Raw genomic sequence first — 16,661 nt, 5'->3', positions numbered from 1 at the left:
CTCCCGCCAAGGAGCCGTCCCCTTCGCATCGGCCGGTTCTCCCTGTGGGGGACAACAGTTCGAGCCATCCGAGCTCGCCTGAATAGCCTCCATAATGTGCTGAGACATCCGACGTCTCAGCACACAGTGGGGCGAGAAGGAGGCCGGACATTGGCTGTCACCGACGAGGCGATCGAGAAGATCAAGGGCATGATCGTCTCCGGCGCGCTGCGCCCCGGCGACCGGCTCCCCAAGGAGAGCGAACTCGCCTCCGAGCTGGGGCTGTCCCGCAACTCGCTGCGCGAGGCCGTGCGGGCACTGTCGCTGATCCGCATCCTGGACGTGCGGCAGGGCGACGGCACCTACGTGACCAGCCTGGACCCGCAGCTCCTGCTGGAGGCGCTGAGCTTCGTCGTGGACTTCCACCGCGACGACACCGTCCTGGAGTTCCTGGCCGTGCGCCGGATCCTGGAGCCGGCCGCCACCGCGATGGCCGCCACCCGGATCAGCGAGCAGCAACTGGACGCGCTCACCGCCCAGTTGGACAAGCTCGGCGACAGCCCTTCGGTGGAGGAGCTGGTCGCCTGTGACCTGGACTTCCACCGCGGCATCGTGCAGAGCTCCGGCAACTCCGTGCTCTGCTCCCTCCTTGACGGCCTGTCCGGGCCCACCACACGGGCCAGGATCTGGCGCGGTCTGACCCAGGAGGACGCGGTCCGCCGCACCCTGCACGAGCATCGAGCGATCCTGGCGGCCCTGCGCGACCGGGACGGCGAAGCGGCCCGCTCGTGGGCGACGGTCCACATCGCCAGCGTGGAGCAGTGGCTGCGTTCCACGCTGTGAGTCACTCGCGGCGGGCTCCGCCAGCGGGTGCTGCAACGCGACGTGCCGGAACTGGTGGACGGCACCCACCCGGCGCAGCACGCCCCCGTCATGGACATCGGCGAGGAAGCCCCTGAGGTCGTACGGGAGCCCCCTCCGCAGGGCGAGGTAGCAGCGGGCAACCGTGCAATGGCCCCGGACCGACCGCCGATACCCACGGCCGGTCCGGTCAGCAGGGCCGGGATCAGCCCCGCGGCGAACATCCACAGATGACCGCCGGTGGCCTGCGCACCCCACACCCGCGCGACCCCCACAGTTCCGCGCACCAGCCCTGGGCGCCGTGGTCCCGCACGAGCCTGCGCTCCATCCGGTCGCGCAGGTCCAGCGCGATGGGGTCCCGGGAAGCCGGCGGGAAGAGCACGGGCACCGGGTCGCCCGCCCGCCGCCGCTCGATCAGTGGGAGCAGGATCCGGACGAGGAGCAGGGGCTTGCCCGAGCCCGGGTCGCCGAGCACGAGCAGCCTCCGGGTGGGCATCCTCTCGGTGAAGACGGCGGCGAGCTCCCCTCGGCGGCCGCCGTACGAGTAGGGCCCGGGTGCCTCGGCCAGGTCGCGGTCGGCGTCCCTCCGGCCCACGGGCAGCGGATACGGCTCCGCCAGCCGCCGTACTTCCGCATCCCCGTCCCACTCGTGTCGTACGGCGACGGCGAGCCGGTCGGCGACGGCCTCGGGAGTTTGCGCCGAGGCAGCCTCGGTGCGCTCGGCCCGGTAGGCGCTCCACGCCGGACAAGCCCGGCCCAGGTCGGCAGCAGTGCGGCGAGCACCATCGCCGGGTCGTCGAGGCGCGGGGCGAGCAGCAGCGCCGACGGCCAGCAGGGGCAGATAGCTGATTCCGGCACGCCGCACACGCGACCTCGGGACAACTTCGCTGACCCGACGAAGAGTTCAGTACGGCCGGAGCGGCGGGCGCCGGTTCCGCACCGCTCCACACGAGCGGGAGAAACGGCGTGGTCAGCCGGACATCGGAGCTCTCCCGCACGAGTCCGTGAGGCAGGGCATCCGGTACGAGGGGTCCGGGGGCGGTGTCCGCGAGCTCGGACGACCGGGGTGTTCCGGGGTGGCGATCGGGGCAGTGATCGTTCACTCCCCCGTGCAAGGGGGCTGCGGGAGCCCCCGCCGGACGCCGTAAGGTTGGTGCGTTAAGCGAGGGCACGTCGGAAGGAGGCCTGGGTGATCGAGCTCGAGGGGGTTCCCGAGCTGATCGACCCGGTCATGGTGGCCGCGTTCGAGGGCTGGAACGATGCCGGCGACGCCGCCTCCACCGCGGTCGCGCATTTGGACAGGGAGTGGAAGGGCGAGGTGTTCGCGGCGCTCGACGCCGAGGACTACTACGACTTCCAGGTGAACCGCCCCACGGTGTGGCTGGACGGCGGGGTGCGCAAGATCACATGGCCGACGACAAGGTTGTCGGTGGTCCGCGTGGGCGGTGACAAGCCGCGCGATCTCGTACTCGTCCGAGGTATCGAACCGTCGATGCGATGGCGCTCGTTCTGCAACGAGCTGCTGGGGTTTGCCCACGAGCTGGGCGTGGAGCTGGTGGTGATCCTGGGCGCGCTGCTCGGCGACACCCCGCACACCCGCCCGGTCCCGATCAGCGGGACCACGTCCGACCCGGACCTGGCCCAGCGGATGGACCTGGAGGAGACCAAGTACGAGGGTCCCACGGGCATCGTCGGCATCCTCCAGGAGGCCTGCACCCACGCGGGCGTGCCCGCGGTGTCGCTGTGGGCGGCCGTACCGCACTACGTGTCGCAGCCGCCGAACCCGAAGGCGACGCTGGCCCTCCTGAACCGTCTGGAGGACCTGATCGACATCCGTATCCCGCTGGGCGAGCTGGCCGAGGACGCGCGCGCCTGGCAGGTGGGCGTGGACCAGCTGGCCGCCGAGGACACCGAGGTCGCCGAGTACGTCCAGACGCTGGAGGAGGCCCGGGACACCGCGGAACTGCCGGAGGCCTCGGGCGAGGCGATCGCCCGGGAGTTCGAGCGGTATCTGCGGCGCCGGGACGGCGGCCAGCCGGGTCAGCCGGGCGGACACGCGACGGCGGACGGCACTGACAGCACGGCCTATCTGCGGGACAGCCCCGGCGGTCGTACGAAGCCGCCCAAGCCACCGAAGCCGGACTCCGAGGAGGACGATTCCTCGGAGGAGTGAACGAGATCGAGCGGGAAGGGCGGTGCGCGTGGCGCACCGCCCTTCGTGTGTCGCGAACCTTCGGCCGGATCGTGGCGTGACATCTGTTTCCGGCCGGATTGTGCACGGTACCCAATTCAACTTGTTTCAAACCGAGTTGCTGAAGACGGTCTGGACGCCTCGCCGACTGAGTGCTTGGTTGTGCAGCGACGGCGTACCCGCACGGACCGAAGGGAGCGGTACCGATGAGCGACCAGGTACAGCCGGCACAAGGCCCGGGGGGCTCCGGCCCGGGGCCCGACGGAGCGGGATTCACCTATCGGGGAGCCGAGCAGGAGTTGATCGTCGTCGCGCGTCCCGAGGCCCAGCTGCGTGCCGAGGCCGACGGGGTCCGCTCGGCGGCGGGCGCGGACGTGTCGGCCCTCAACATGTTCCTCAGCGACGAACAGCTCGTCCTGCAACCGCTGTTCGGCAGCGAGGAACGCCTTCAGCAGTCGGCCGGCGAGGACGTGCCCGACCTCGCGCGCTTCTACCGGGTACGGGGCGGCGAGAGCCGCGCCGAGGAGCTGCGAGCCAGGATCGCCGCGCTGCCGGGCATCGACACGGCGTACGTCAAACCGCCCGCCGTGCCCGCGACGGTGGCCGACGACGAGCGCCGGCTGAAGGAGGGCGCGCCGGTCACGCCCGACTTCACCGGCAGGCAGGGCTATCTGCGCCCCGCGCCCGAGGGGATCGACGCCCACTGGGCCTGGCAGCGCCCCGGCGGAACGGGCCAGGGGGTGACCGTGATCGACGTCGAGGGCGCCTGGCAGCTGGGCCACGAGGACCTGGCCGCCAAGCTCGCCGGTGTCGTCGTCGGCACCCCGCTGACCGACCTGGCCTGGCGCAACCACGGCACCGCCGTGATCGGCGTGATCGGCGGCGACCCGGGCGAGCGCGGGGTGACCGGGATCGTGCCGGAGGCGGTGACCGCGGCCGCGTCCTTCCAGGGCATCGGCACGGCGGCCGCGATCCAGGCGGCGGCCGACCGGCTGGGCCCCGGTGACGTGGTCCTGGTCGAACTGCACCGCCCCGGACCGCGGTTCGACCACGAGATCCGCGACGACCAGCGCGGCTACATCCCCGTCGAGTGGTGGCCGGACGACTTCGCGGCGGTACGGTACGCGACCGCCAGGGGCGTGCTGGTCGTGGCGGCCGCGGGCAACGGCGGCGAGTCCCTCGACGACGCCGTCTACGAGCGCCGCCCCGACGAGTTCCCGGAGTGGTGGCGCAACCCGTTCAACCCCTCCAACCAGTCCTCCGGTGCCGTCCTGGTCGGCGCGGGCGCCCCGCCGCCCGGCACGCACGGCCGCGACCACGGCCCGGACCGCTCCAGGCTCGCGTTCTCCAACTACGGCGCACGCGTGGACGCACAGGGCTGGGGACGTGAGGTCACGACCACCGGCGGCTTCTGGGACAAACCCGGCGACCTGCAGGGCGGGCCCGAGGAGATCGCCTGGTACACGGACACGTTCTCCGGGACGTCCGCCGCCTCCCCGGTGGTGGTCGGCACGCTGGCCGCGCTGCAGGGCATGCTCAAGACGGCCGGCCAGCCGCCGATGTCCCCGGAACGCGCCCGCACGGTGCTGCGGGCCACCGGTTCCCCACAGCAGGACGCACCGGGCCGGCCGGCCTCGCAGCGGATCGGCAACCGGCCCGACATCAAGGCGGCGGTCACCCGACTGCTGCCGGAAGCGGTCGGCTCGGGCCAGGCCGAACGGTACTGGGACGAGCTCCTGCCCTATCCCCGTGAACTCCCGCCGCGCCTGAGGCTGTTCGTGGCCGGGGCCTGGCGCAACCTCAACCACCCGTCCCCCGAGATCCGGCAGGCGGTGCACTCCGCCTTCGCGGGCGGACGGCCCGACGTCCGGGTGTGGTTCTCGGACGACGAGATCGTCGGCCTGGTGGTCACCGGCTGACGGTCCGGCACGGCACGTCCCCTCACATCAAGGGAAGGTGACATTCGCATGAGCATCACCCCGCAGATGGGCCAGCAGGGACAGCAAGGTCAACAGCAGGGACAGCAGTTCCCGAGCACGTCGCCCTACCAGCAGCAGCCGTTCGGGCAGCAGGGCGGCCAGCAAGGCCTCGGACAACAGGGCTTCGGACAGCAACAGGGCTTCGGCCAGCAGGGCTTCGGCCAGCAGCAGGGTGGCAGCGGCTCGCTGGAGCAGCTCCAGCAACTCGGCCAACAGCAGCCCTTCCAGCAGTTGCTCCAGCAGCTCGGCCAACAGCTGGGCCAGCAGCAACAGCAGCAGCCGTACGGCCAGTCGCAACAGCAGGACCAGCAGGCTCAGCAGATGGAGCAGCAGAACCAGCAGCAGCTCCAGCAGCTCGCCCAGTCCGTGGTCCAGCAGGTGATCCAGCAGGTGCAGTCGCAGGCGCTCGCCGCCGGTGCGGCCAACGGCTTCATCGACATCGTGCACCCGCTCCAGGGCCAGCCCCAGCAGGTCTTCCTGCGCATCAACAACCAGTTCCGGGTGCTGAACAACCCGACCCCGCAGATCCACCAGCAGATCCAGGAGGCGTTCGCGTTCGGTCACCAGGTGATCGGCATCTGGGACACCCAGTCCCCGAACGTCCTGCGCAGCGTGCGGATCCAGCGGATCTGACCGGCGCGCTCGGCGCGTGACAGACGAGGGGGCGCTTCCCTCCGCGAGGAGGAAGCGCCCCTTCCGTACGGCCTTCTAGAGGGCCACGCCGAGCAGCGCGTCCACCGCACGTGTCACCACACCGGGCGCACCCGTGTCGGTGCCGCCCTGCTCCTCCTGTACGGCGGCCCAGCGGTCCACGGCGACCAGCGCGGCCGGGGCGTCCAGGTCGTTCGAGAGGGCCTCGCGGATCTCCTCGACGAGCGCCTCGGCGGGCGGACCGTCGGGCCGTGACACGGCGGCACGCCACCGTCCCAGCCGGTCCACGGCGTCCTGGAGAACCTGGTCGGTCCACTCCCAGTCGGCCCGGTAGTGGTGGGCGAGCAGCGCCAGCCGGATGGCGGCGGGGTCGACGCCCTCGCGCCGCAGCTGCGACACGAAGACCAGGTTGCCCTTGGACTTGGACATCTTCTCGCCGTCGAGGGCGACCATGCCGGCGTGGACGTACGCCTTGGCCATGGGGAACTCACCGGTCAGCACCTGGGCGTGGGAGGCGCCCATCTCGTGGTGCGGGAAGGCGAGGTCGGAGCCGCCGCCCTGGACGTCGAAGGTCATGCCGAGGTGGTCGAGGGCGATCGCGACGCACTCGATGTGCCAGCCGGGCCGTCCCCGGCCGAGCGAGGCCCCGTCCCAGCTGGGCTCGCCCTCACGGGCGGCCATCCACAGCATCGGGTCGAGGGGGTTCTTCTTGCCCGGGCGGTCCGGGTCGCCGCCGCGCTCGGCGGACAGCAGCCGCATGGCATCCGCGTCGAGGTTCGAGACCTTGCCGAAGTCGGGGTCGGACTCGACGGAGAAGTAGGTGTCCCCTTCGAGTTCGTACGCGGCACCGGCGTCCCGCAGCCGCTCGACGAGCGGGACGATCCCGGGTATCGCCTCGACCGCGCCGATGTAGTGCTGCGGGGGCAGCATCCGGAGGGCGGTCATGTCCTCGCGGAAGAGGGCCGTCTCCTTCTCGGCGAGGGTGGTCCAGTCGACGCTGTCCCGCTCGGCGCGCTCAAGGAGCGGGTCGTCGATGTCGGTGACGTTCTGGACGTAGTGAACCTGGCGCTTGGTGTCGAGCCACACGCGCTGAACCAGGTCGAACGCGTTGTAGGTCGCCGCGTGCCCTATGTGGGTCGCGTCGTACGGCGTGATGCCGCAGACGTAGATACGGGCGACGGGACCGGGGTCGAGGGAGACCAGACCGCCGGTCGCGGTGTCGTGGATCCTCAGGTCGCGGCCCTGACCAGGCAGGGCGGGGACCTCGGAAGCGGGCCAGGCATGCATGTCATGAGCCTAACCGGACGGATGTTCCGTATACGAACCGCACCGGGCCGGATGGCCGGTAAGGCCTTCTTGCGCGGTACGGCCCTGTGCGCAGTGTGCTGCTAAACGGGCGGCCAGGGAATGGCCGGCCACTCGCCGCTCGGTTCCGGGTGCTTGCCGGTGGCGAGCAGTTCGTCGACACGCGCGCGCGTGGCGTCGAGTTCGGCGCGCGTGATCAGGGCCGCCAGTCGGGCGGCCAGTTCTCCCGACAGGGCCTCCTTGAGGCCTTTCAGAACGTCGATGGCCTCCCCCGTCAGGGGCTCCCCCGCCCAGCCCCACAGCAGGGTCCGCAGCTTGTTCTCGGCGTTGAAGGTGACGCCGTGATCGATGCCGTAGAGACGACCGCCCTCGGCGGGCAGCAGGTGGCCGCCCTTGCGGTCCGCGTTGTTGATCACGGCGTCGAGGACGGCGAGCCTGCGCAGCCGCTCGTCGTCGGCGTGCACCAGCAGCGCGGTCCTGCCTTCCCCGACCTCGGCGAGGCCGATGGCCTTCCAGCCCGGCTCGGGTTCCTCGGCGTCGACCAGGGCGAGCAGCTCGCTGCCCGCTACGCCGTCGATCCACAGCTGGCACATGCCCTCGCCGTAGGGGCCGTCCCGGAGCACGGTGGGCGGCACGAGCCCCCAGCCGGTCGCCTCCGAGACCTCGTACGCGGCGACCTCCCGCTGGGCGAGCGTGCCGTCCGGGAAGTCCCAGAGGGGTCTCTCGCCGCGGACCGGCTTGTAGACGCAGAGGACCTCCTGGCCCTCGTACGCGACGGAGCAGTGCAGTACCGCGTTGGAGGCGTCCCGGATCTGTCCGCGTACCGTCAGTTCGCCCCGGGTGAGCAGCTCTGAGGCGGTCACGCTCCGCGGCGGTATCCGTTCTGGCGCGGACATACGTGTCCTTCCGGGTCGAGCGGGAGGCTGCACAGCGGGCACGGCGGCCGCCCGGCGTTGACGACGTCCAGGGCGCGCTTGGCGAAGGCCCGGGCCTGCGCGCCGGTGAGCCGGACCCGCAGCATCGGGGGGCCGTTCTCCTCGTCCTGAAGGAGTCTCTCCTCGGCCTCGGCGAGGTCCTCCTCGGAGTCGGCCTCCAACTCCACGAGGGCCTGCGCCTCGACGATCATGCGCTGCTCCTCGCCGTCCCAGGCGAGGGCCATGGTGCCGACGCGGAACTCCTCCTCGATGGGGGTGTCGAGGGGGCCGGTGTCGGAGACGTCGGTGGGCGGCACGGCCGGGACGGGCGCACTGCCACCACTGCGGCGCACGACCTCGTCGAGGAGTTCGTCCATCCGCTCGGCGAGGGCGGCCACCTGTGTCTTCTCCAGGGCCACGCTGGTCACTCGGGGGCCGGCCGTGGCCTGGAGGAAGAACGTACGGCGTCCGGGCAGTCCGACCGTGCCGGCCACGAAACGGTCCGGAGGGTCATAGAGGAACACCTGACGGGACACGTCCTGTCTCCATTGGATTCGTGAGTACGGGAACGACGGGAACGTCCATGCGTGAACGCGCTTGTGTGAACCGCTTCACCCTACTGCGCGCGACGATCACGGTGCGCCCGCACCACCACCGACCGGAGCGTCCCCGCCGGCGGCCTCCTCGCGCGGCACCAGGGACGCGAAGTCACCGGTGTCACCGAGGCGGACGAGAAACGGCCTCAGCCGTGTGTAACGGATGACGGTGATGGAACACGGTTCAACGGAGATCCGCTGGAAGAGGTCGAGATGAAGTCCGAGTGCGTCCGCCACGAGCGACTTGATGATGTCGCCGTGCGAGCACATCAGATAGACGGCGTCGGTGCCGTGATCGCGCTCCACGCGCGCGTTCCACTCGCGTACGGCCTCCGCCGCGCGCGTCTGCATGGCCCGCATGGACTCACCGCCGGGGAACACGGCCGCCGACGGATGTGCCTGGACGACCTCCATGAGCGGCTCGTCCTTGAGCTCGGCGAGCTTGCGGCCGGACCAGTCGCCGTAGTGGCACTCCCCGATGCGCTCCTCGCTGTGCGCCGGGAGACCCGGCCGGGCGTCCAGCAGCGGCTGAATCGTTTCCTGACAGCGCTGCAACGGGCTGGCGACGACCTCGGAGATCGGCACTCCCGCCAGCCGCCCGGGCAGCGCGGCGGCCTGTGCGGCGCCGCGCTCGTCCAGGGCGACCCCGGGCGTCCACCCGGCGAGCAGTCCCTCGGTGTTCGCGGTGGATCGTCCATGCCTGACAAGGATCAACGTGGGCATGTGGCCCAGGGTAGGCGTACGCCGGAATACAGGGTTCTTCGAGCGACGGGAGAATGCGCTCCGTGATCGTCGACTGTGCCATCTACCGGCAGGGACACCGGACCGAAGGACCCGAGGACCTGTCCGACGCGCTGGACGAGGCGCGGGCGGCGGGCGGGTTCGTCTGGATCGGGCTGCACGAGCCGTCAGAGGACGAGTTCGACCTGGTCACCCGGGAGTTCGGACTGCATCCGCTGGCGGTGGAAGACGCCCTCAAGGCCCATCAGCGGCCCAAACTGGAGGTGTACGACGACTCGCTGTTCGTCGTCCTCAAGCCGGTCGTGTACGAGCCTGAGAGCGACGCCGTCTCCACCGGCGAGGTCATGCTCTTCCTCGGCGACGCCTTCGTGGTGACGGTCCGTCATGGCGTGGGCTCACCGCTGAAGGCCGTGCGGGAACGGCTCGAACAGGAGCCGCAACTGCTCGGCAAGGGGCCCACCTCGGTGCTGTACGTGGTCGCCGACGCCGTCGTGGACCACTACCTGGAGGTGGCGACGGAGCTGGGGACCGATCTGGAGGAGCTGGAGGCGGAGGTGTTCTCGCCGGACGGCGGCGGTTCGCGGGGTACCGCGTCCCGGATCTACACCTTCAAGCGGCAGATCCTGGAGTTCCGCCGGGCCACCGTCCCGCTCGCGGTACCGCTGACCCGCCTCGCGGGTGTGGGGGCGTACGGCGGGACGGTGCCGTTCGTGAACGACCGGGCGCGGCCCTTCTTCCGTGACGTCAACGACCACCTCGCGCGCGTGAACGAGTCGGTGGAGGGCCTGGACCGGCTGGTGTCGGACGTCCTGTCGGCGCATCTCGCGCAGATGAGCGTCCGCCAGAACGACGACATGCGGAAGATCTCCGCGTGGGCGGCCATGGCCGCGGTCCCCACGATGATCGCGGGGATCTACGGCATGAACTTCGACCACATGCCCGAGCTGCACTGGGTGTGGTCGTATCCGGCGGCCATCGCGGTGATGGGCGTCCTGGAGGTACTGCTGCACCGGACGTTCAAGCGCCGGGGCTGGCTGTAGAGGCCCCTTCGCGGGCTGCTGCGGCTCCTCGGACGAACTCGGGCGAGCCTCAGGCGAACTCGGGGGCCGAGGTGGCCGGGCCGCTCAGGGCGTCGCGGCGTTCCGGCATCCTGAGGGAGACCATGCGGCGCCAGCCCGCGGCGCGTTCGTAGGCGTAGACGCCGTGGATGCCGGCTGCGAGGACCGCCGACTTCGCGCGCGACCAGCCGAGGATGCGTCCCATGTGGGCCATCACGGCGAGGCTGACGTCCCGGTAGACGCGGATCTCGGCCAGCGCGCTCTCCCGGAGCGTGTGCTGGATGGCGCGGCCGTGTCCTGCGTACGCGAAGCGCAGCAGTTCCTCGTGGCAGTAGGCGAGGTGGTTGTCCTCGTCGTTCGAGATCATCTTCACCGCACGGCCGAGGTCGGGGTGGTCGGAGAAGTGTTTGCGCAGCAACTCCATCTGCTCGGAGGCGCGCTGTTCGGTGACCCGGCTGTGGGCGAGGTAGGTGACGATGTCCTGCACGGTGAGCGGCTCGTCGCTCTTGAGCTTCTCGTGGGCGAGACCGATGCCGTGCTTCTCCAGGAGCATCGTGTAGTCCGTCTCCGGCGGGACGGGGACGGGGTCGAGACGGCGCTTCTTCAGCAGTGCGCTGAAGATCCGCCCGTGCTTGTCCTCGTCCGCGCCGTGCCGGGTGATCTTGGGGGCGAGTTCGCGCTCGCTCTGCGGCACGAGCGCGGCGATGCGCGCGTTCTCCCAGCCGCCCTGCGACTCCCCGCTGGCCGCGATGGAGCAGAACAGCCGGAAGGACTCGTCGTTGTCGAGGATCTCCTGGAACAGGCTCTTGGCCGAAAGCATCGTGAGGCACCTCTCTGCCGGACTCCGCGGCAACCCGCAAAGAACGAGTCAAATGCGGCGAGAGGGGTGCTGCAACAGCTGTGTCGGACGACTCCGCCAAAAGGAGGACCACCGCGTCACGACGGGGGCGTAACCGCGCGGGCGTGAGCGCGTTGATTCATGTGACGGCCGTGGCGGGGAAGACCCCCGAGCCCCCACCACGGCCGTAGGGAATTCCTGAGGGCTGTCAGGCCAGGCCCGCGCGCTCCAGGGCCTCCGTGCCGGCGCGGAGCGAGGCGAGGCGCTCGTCGAGGGTGAAGCCCGCGGGGGCCAGGGTCAGGGTGGTGACGCCGGCCGCCGCGTACTCCTTCATCCGGTCCGCGATGCGGTCCACCGAGCCGAGCAGGGTCGTCTTGTCGATCAGGTCGTGCGGGATGGCGGCCGCGGCGCCGTCCTTGTCGCCTGCCAGGTACTTGTCCTGGATCTCGGCGGCCGCCGACTCGAACCCCATGCGCTGGGCGAGCTGGTTGTAGAAGTTCTGCCTGCGGCTGCCCATGCCGCCCACGTACAGCGCGGTGTAGGGGCGGAAGGTGTCGGCGAGCGTGGTCAGGTCCTTGTCCTCGCCGAGAGCGAGCGGGAGGGTCGGCGCGATGTCGAAACCGTCGAGGGTCTTGCCGGCCTTCTCGCGGCCCGCCCGCAGGTATTTGATGGCGGTCTCCTCCAGGTGCTCGGCGGAGGGGAAGATCAGCAGGGCACCGTCGGCGATCTCGCCGGTCTGCTCCAGGTTCTTCGGGCCGATCGCGGCGATGTACAGCGGGATGTGCTCGCGCTCCGGGTGCACGGTCAGCTTGATCGCCTTGCCGGGACCGCCGGGGAGCGGCAGCGTCCAGTGTTCGCCGTCATGGGTGAGGCGCTCGCGCGACATGGCCTTGCGCACGATCTCGACGTACTCACGCGTGCGTGCCAGCGGCTTGTCGAACTTGACGCCGTACCAGCCCTCGGAGACCTGCGGTCCCGAGACTCCGATGCCGAGGCGAAAGCGGCCGCCGGAGAGCGAGTCGAGGGTGGCGGCGGTCATCGCGGTCATCGCGGGCTGACGGGCCGGGATCTGGAAGATGGCCGAGCCCACGTCGATGCGCTCGGTCTGGGCGGCGACCCAGGTGAGCACGGTGGCCGCGTCCGAGCCATAGGCCTCGGCGGCCCAGCAGACGGCGTATCCGAGCCGGTCGGCCTCCTGGGCGACGGCGAGATTGTCCGCGTCCATTCCGGCGCCCCAGTAGCCGAGGTTGATCCCGAGCTGCATGGCCGATTCCCCTTACCGATCAGTAACGTCCCTTTGCTGGCAGACCATAGCGTGACAGGGCGGAGCGGGGCAGGTCGCGGTCCGTGCCGGTGACCGGACGGCAATTCGCCGTGCACCTGTGGGAATCCGTTGTCCACAGGCCCCCACGCGACAGGTTCTGGCCAGTAATCTCGGCGTTCATGGAGCAGAGGCATCTCGGCCGTACCGGCCTGCGCGTGTCCCGCATCGGACTCGGCACCCTCACCTGGGGCAGGGACACCGACGAGCACGACGCGGCGGACCTCCTGAAAACGTTCTGGGAAGCGGGCGGGACACTCGTCGACACGGCGGACGTGTACGGCGACGGAGAGGCCGAGTACCTGCTCGGGCGCCTCATAGAAGGGCTGGTCCCGCGCCGGGACCTGGTCATCTCCACGAAGGCGGGCAGCGTGGCCGACCCGGACCGCCGGGTCGACGGTTCGCGCGGACATCTGCTCTCCGCACTGGACGACTCGCTGGCCCGGCTCGGCACGGACTACGTCGACGTCTGGCACATCCATGTCTACGACCCCTGCACCCCGCTGGAGGAGACGCTCCAGGCTCTGGACCTGGCGGTCAGCAGCGGCCGCGTGCGCTATGCCGGGGTCTCCAACTTCTGCGGCTGGCAGCTCGCCAAGGCGGGCACCTGGCAGCTGGCGGCGCCCGGGACGCGGACCCGGCTGGCCGCCACGCAGCTGGAGTACTCGCTGCTGCAGCGCGGGATCGAGCGCGAGGTGCTGCCGGCCGCGCTCGATCTGGGCATCGGGCTGCTGCCGTCCTCGCCGCTGGGGCGCGGGGTGCTGACGGGCAAGTACCGCGGAAACACCACGCCGGCGGACTCACGGGGTGCCTCGGAGCACATGGCGCCCTTCGTCGCGCCGTACCTCGACGACATGGCGAGCCGCATCGTGGACGCGGTCACCACGGCGGCCGACGGACTCGCCGTCACCCCGCTCCAGGTGGCCCTCGCATGGGTCCGGGACCGGCCGGGGGTGGCCGCGCCGATCGTCGGCGCGCGCAACTCGCAGCAGCTCACGGCGGCATTGTCAGTGGAGGCCCTTAGTCTTCCTGACGAGATCTGCCGGGCGCTCGACGATGTGTCGGCGCCCGTGCACCGCTATCCCGATCACGACTGGAGCACGCTGTGAGCACGGAGCCGGAGCCCACGGAGAAGACCGACCCGGGCACGCGGGACACCGCGACGGAGCCGGAGGGCGCGGGGGAAGCGCCGGGCACGGAGGCCGACGGCGTGGAGACCAGCGCGGGGGACGGCGAAACGGAGGCAGCGGGAGCCGAAGGCGGTGAGTCCGCCGCCGGTGAGGCGGGCGGTGCGGCCAAGGCGCAGTTGTCCGAGGCCGAGGCGGAGCTCGCGGCTCAGCGGGTCGAGCGGGAGCGGATCGCGCGGAGGAAGGCCGAGAAGCAGGGGCCCGTCGAGAGCGGGGCCAAGCTCAGCGGGAAGGCCGCGGATCTCCTCGCTGCGGTACGGGCCGTGGAGAGCGGGGCCAAGCCCGTGGCCGCCGTGTTCAGTGAGCCCGAGCCGCCGCGTCGGCCCGCGCAGGAGCCGGGGCGGGCTCGGCCGGCGTCGGCGGTTGCCGGAGCCGGGATGGAGCCGGCCGAGGCGGGCCGTTCTCTGGCCGCCGGGTCCCTCGCTGGGCCCGTTCCCGGGACCGTGGAGGCCGTACGGCGTGTGCTGGCCGAGGGCGGTGCGCCGGAGGCACTCGCCTCGCAGGTCGCCGCGGTCCTCGGAGAAGGCGCGGAGGACGAGCTGCGGGCGGATCCCTGGCAGCTGCTGCGGGTCACCGGTGTACGGCCCGAGCAGGCCGATGGGTTCGCGCGGGCACTGCTCGGCGCGGAGTGCGCGCCGGACGACGAGCGGCGGGGCCGGGCGGTCACCGTCTGGCTGCTGGAACAGGCGGCTGTCGCCGGGCACACCGCGCTGGAGATGCCGGCCCTGGTCACCGCGCTGGGCCGGCAGGGCGTGCCGGACGCCGACGCGGCCGTACAGAGCACGATCGCCGAGGCCGAGGCCCTGGTCTTCCAGGACGCCCTCGACCCGACCGCCCCGGCGTCCGAGGAGGACGACGAGGAAGAGGTGGAGCGGCCGGTCCGGATCCTGGTCGGTCTGGAGCGGTACGCCCTCGCGGAGGAGAGTCTCGCCGACGGACTGGCCCGGTTGATCAACTCCGTGCCGAAGGAGGACGGTTCGGCCGAGGACTGGGAGCGCGCCGCGGCGTCGGACAAGGGCTCGGCCGCCGAGCTGATCCGCGCGGTCATCGCCGACGGCCTGGTCCTGCACACCGGCGGCGAGGCGTCGTTGGCGGAACCGGCGGCGCTGCTGGCGGCCGCGCGGAGCCTGGGGCTGCGGGCGTGGGCTGCCACGCACAGCCCACTGGGCCGCGACCGCTTCGGTGCCTTGCTCGAAGCCGGACAGCAGAGCGCCCCGGGTGCCGACGAGGCCGCGGGGCACGACAGCACCGCATCCACCCACCCCGTCGCCACCGTCGCCGGTCTTCTCTCCGGTGCCGAAGGGCCCGGCAGGGACGCCGACGGAGCGTTCGATCTCGACCTGCTCGTCGTGCTCGACGCGCCGCAGCTGGACGTCGAAACGGCCGCGCTGCTCGTGGAGTCGCTGCCGGACGGGGCGCGGCTGGTGCTGGCCGGGGATCCGGCGGTGTTGTGGTCGGCCGGGCCCGGGCGGGTGTTCGCCGATCTGCTCGCCGCGCGGATCTGCCCGCAGGTCGCCTCACGCAGGCCCGATCCCGGGCCGCTGGGCGAGCTGGTCTCCGGTATCGGCATCGGTGAGCTGAACCAGGTCGAGGCCCCCGGTAAGGAGATCGTGATCGTGCCGGTGCGGGACGCGGGCGAGGCCGTGCACCGCACCGTGCAGCTGGTCGCGGACTCGGTGCCGCGGGCGATCGGCGTCCCCACCGAGGAGACCCAGGTGATCACACCGGGCCATGGCGGCGCCGCCGGCACCCGCGCGCTCAACGCGGCCCTGAAAGAGCGCCTCAACCCCGGCCCCGGCCGCTTCGGCGGATTCGACCCCGGCGACCGTGTCGCCTACTCCCCCGCACCGGGCCGTACGCTCCCGGGCCATGTGGTGAAGGCCGACGCGGAGGGCCTGCACCTGAACTGCGCCGGTGAGCCCGTCGTCGTACCGAAGGAACGGGTGGAGCAGTCCGTCCGGCACGGCTGGGCACTGACCGCACACCAGGCGGTGGGCGGCCGCTGGCCCGCGGTGGTGGCGGTGCTCCCGGGCGACGCCACCCAGGCACTGACCCGCCCCTGGGTCTACACGGCGTTCGGCAGGGCGTCCCGCCACCTCTCCGTGGTCCAGGGCGCCGAACAGGCCCTGCCCAGGGCAGTGGCCGAAATCCCGCCCAAGCCCCGCACGACCCGCTTGCCCACGCTCCTTGCAACACCCACGACGAGCTAGCCGACCCAGGGGCGCGGGGCCGTGTCGACACGCGGCTCCGCCGCGGGGCGCAACCAGCAACAACGGACCCGCAGACCGCCTCCCACGGACAGGACAACGGCGGTCCCGGAGATCAAACCTCCGGGACCGCCGTCATATGGCCTCAGCGACGATCCGCGTCCAACGGTTCCAGGTCCTCGTCCTCCAGGTCGGCCCCGTCGGCGTCGTCGTCCAGGTCGTCATCGAACACCGCGCTGACATCGAACCGGCACACCACCCGCTCCGCGTCGACCTGCTCGAAGGGCGCCTCCAGCCACTCCCCCGGCTCGGCCGGTTCGTCCGCCGCCGTCACCCACAGCGTGGAGTCGCCCTCCTCCAGACCGAACTCCTTGTGCCGGGAGGCGATCTCGTCGGGCTCGAACTCGCCGAAAAGCACCCCCAGTGCACCATGCACCGTGCGGGAGGCCTCCGCGCCGAGACTTTCGTCGTCAGCCGCCTCGACCCGCTGAGCCTGCGCCAGCAGCCGCTGGGGTTCCACCACGGCGTAGTCACGGCGGATCAGCACGCTCAGCGCGTTCGGCTCCTCCGGGCCCGTGTACGGCGGGGTCTCCTCCGCGCCGGGAATCTCGAAGGGGGTGACCTCGTCATAGCGGTCGTAGAGCAGCTCGTCGTACACCTCGGCGGCCGCGGCCAGTTCGTTGAAGGCCTCGTAGACGGCGGGGTCGTCCTCCCCAGACCTGCGTTCGACCGCGGCCAGGTGGCGGTCGAGCGCGGTCTTGACCGCCTCGGCGGCGGCACGTACCTCGGCAGCGGTGGGCTGCACAGCATCAGACATAGTGCAGACGCTATCC

At 71.3% G+C, this 16,661-nt stretch carries 16 protein-coding genes; 8 read left to right on the top strand and 8 right to left on the bottom strand.

The window, feature by feature from the left end:
• Positions 1 to 150: 150 nt before the first annotated feature.
• Together ACI2L1_RS19430 and ACI2L1_RS19425 are read left to right on the top strand one after the other, a co-directional pair.
• The gene (locus ACI2L1_RS19430) at positions 151 to 822 is read left to right on the top strand and encodes a FadR/GntR family transcriptional regulator (protein WP_404740560.1); all 672 of its coding nucleotides are present in this window, start codon (positions 151 to 153) and stop codon (positions 820 to 822) included.
• 27 nt (positions 823 to 849) lie between these two features.
• Complete coding sequence (locus ACI2L1_RS19425; protein WP_404740559.1) at positions 850 to 1,074, top strand: hypothetical protein; 225 nt, start codon at positions 850 to 852, stop codon at positions 1,072 to 1,074.
• On the opposite strand, the gene ACI2L1_RS19420 is transcribed toward ACI2L1_RS19425, so the two are convergent.
• Entirely contained in the window at positions 1,046 to 1,705 is a 660-nt protein-coding gene (locus tag ACI2L1_RS19420) for a hypothetical protein (protein WP_404740558.1), read from the bottom strand. The genes ACI2L1_RS19425 and ACI2L1_RS19420 overlap by 29 nt on opposite strands.
• A gap of 324 nt (positions 1,706 to 2,029) precedes the next feature.
• On the opposite strand from ACI2L1_RS19420, the gene ACI2L1_RS19415 reads away from it, so the two are divergent.
• From ACI2L1_RS19415 to ACI2L1_RS19405, 3 genes are all read left to right on the top strand, one after another.
• Positions 2,030 to 3,013, top strand: coding sequence for a PAC2 family protein (locus tag ACI2L1_RS19415; protein ID WP_404740557.1), 984 nt, complete (start codon positions 2,030 to 2,032; stop codon positions 3,011 to 3,013).
• Between the two features lie 224 nt (positions 3,014 to 3,237).
• A complete protein-coding gene (locus tag ACI2L1_RS19410) occupies positions 3,238 to 4,950 on the top strand; it encodes a S8 family peptidase (protein WP_404740556.1) in 1,713 nt (570 codons plus the stop codon).
• 48 nt (positions 4,951 to 4,998) lie between these two features.
• Positions 4,999 to 5,643, top strand: coding sequence for a hypothetical protein (locus tag ACI2L1_RS19405; RefSeq protein WP_404740555.1), 645 nt, complete (start codon positions 4,999 to 5,001; stop codon positions 5,641 to 5,643).
• 75 nt (positions 5,644 to 5,718) lie between these two features.
• Here ACI2L1_RS19405 and mshC read toward each other — a convergent pair whose 3' ends face one another.
• The 4 genes from mshC to ACI2L1_RS19385 form a co-directional block, all read right to left on the bottom strand.
• Positions 5,719 to 6,948, bottom strand: a complete 1,230-nt coding sequence (mshC, locus tag ACI2L1_RS19400; protein WP_404740554.1) for a cysteine--1-D-myo-inosityl 2-amino-2-deoxy-alpha-D-glucopyranoside ligase — start codon at positions 6,946 to 6,948, stop codon at positions 5,719 to 5,721.
• A 101-nt stretch (positions 6,949 to 7,049) separates the two neighbouring features.
• A complete protein-coding gene (locus ACI2L1_RS19395; protein WP_404740553.1) occupies positions 7,050 to 7,862 on the bottom strand; it encodes an SCO1664 family protein in 813 nt (270 codons plus the stop codon).
• On the bottom strand, positions 7,826 to 8,416 hold the full coding sequence (locus tag ACI2L1_RS19390; protein WP_404740552.1) for a DUF3090 domain-containing protein: 591 nt from the start codon (positions 8,414 to 8,416) through the stop codon (positions 7,826 to 7,828). Before ACI2L1_RS19390 ends, ACI2L1_RS19395 begins: the two co-directional genes overlap by 37 nt.
• A gap of 96 nt (positions 8,417 to 8,512) precedes the next feature.
• Positions 8,513 to 9,199, bottom strand: a complete 687-nt coding sequence (locus tag ACI2L1_RS19385) for a histidine phosphatase family protein (protein ID WP_404740551.1) — start codon at positions 9,197 to 9,199, stop codon at positions 8,513 to 8,515.
• 62 nt (positions 9,200 to 9,261) lie between these two features.
• Between ACI2L1_RS19385 and corA the strand changes: the two genes are divergently transcribed.
• Positions 9,262 to 10,257 (top strand): magnesium/cobalt transporter CorA, encoded by a 996-nt coding sequence (corA, locus tag ACI2L1_RS19380; RefSeq protein WP_404740550.1) that lies wholly within the window; start codon positions 9,262 to 9,264, stop codon positions 10,255 to 10,257.
• A gap of 49 nt (positions 10,258 to 10,306) precedes the next feature.
• On the opposite strand, the gene ACI2L1_RS19375 is transcribed toward corA, so the two are convergent.
• Both ACI2L1_RS19375 and ACI2L1_RS19370 read right to left on the bottom strand, forming a co-directional pair.
• Positions 10,307 to 11,095 (bottom strand): ferritin-like domain-containing protein, encoded by a 789-nt coding sequence (locus ACI2L1_RS19375; protein WP_404740549.1) that lies wholly within the window; start codon positions 11,093 to 11,095, stop codon positions 10,307 to 10,309.
• A gap of 226 nt (positions 11,096 to 11,321) precedes the next feature.
• Positions 11,322 to 12,377 (bottom strand): LLM class F420-dependent oxidoreductase, encoded by a 1,056-nt coding sequence (locus tag ACI2L1_RS19370; protein ID WP_404740548.1) that lies wholly within the window; start codon positions 12,375 to 12,377, stop codon positions 11,322 to 11,324.
• A gap of 179 nt (positions 12,378 to 12,556) precedes the next feature.
• Here ACI2L1_RS19370 and ACI2L1_RS19365 point away from each other — a divergent pair, with 179 nt between their 5' ends.
• Together ACI2L1_RS19365 and ACI2L1_RS19360 are read left to right on the top strand one after the other, a co-directional pair.
• Complete coding sequence (locus ACI2L1_RS19365; protein ID WP_404740547.1) at positions 12,557 to 13,543, top strand: aldo/keto reductase; 987 nt, start codon at positions 12,557 to 12,559, stop codon at positions 13,541 to 13,543.
• A complete protein-coding gene (locus tag ACI2L1_RS19360) occupies positions 13,540 to 15,831 on the top strand; it encodes a helix-hairpin-helix domain-containing protein (RefSeq protein WP_404740546.1) in 2,292 nt (763 codons plus the stop codon). The genes ACI2L1_RS19365 and ACI2L1_RS19360 overlap by 4 nt, the downstream gene beginning before the upstream one ends.
• A 142-nt stretch (positions 15,832 to 15,973) precedes the next feature.
• Here the strand turns inward: ACI2L1_RS19360 and ACI2L1_RS19355 are convergent, their stop codons facing one another.
• Positions 15,974 to 16,645, bottom strand: coding sequence for a hypothetical protein (locus ACI2L1_RS19355; protein WP_404740545.1), 672 nt, complete (start codon positions 16,643 to 16,645; stop codon positions 15,974 to 15,976).
• Positions 16,646 to 16,661 lie beyond the last annotated feature (16 nt).

The sequence above is a fragment of the Streptomyces sp. NPDC019531 genome (assembly GCF_044903305.1).
GTDB lineage: Bacteria > Actinomycetota > Actinomycetes > Streptomycetales > Streptomycetaceae > Streptomyces.
The sequence above is the reverse complement of the archived record's forward strand: the minus strand, read 5'-3'. Positions and strand labels throughout refer to the sequence as shown.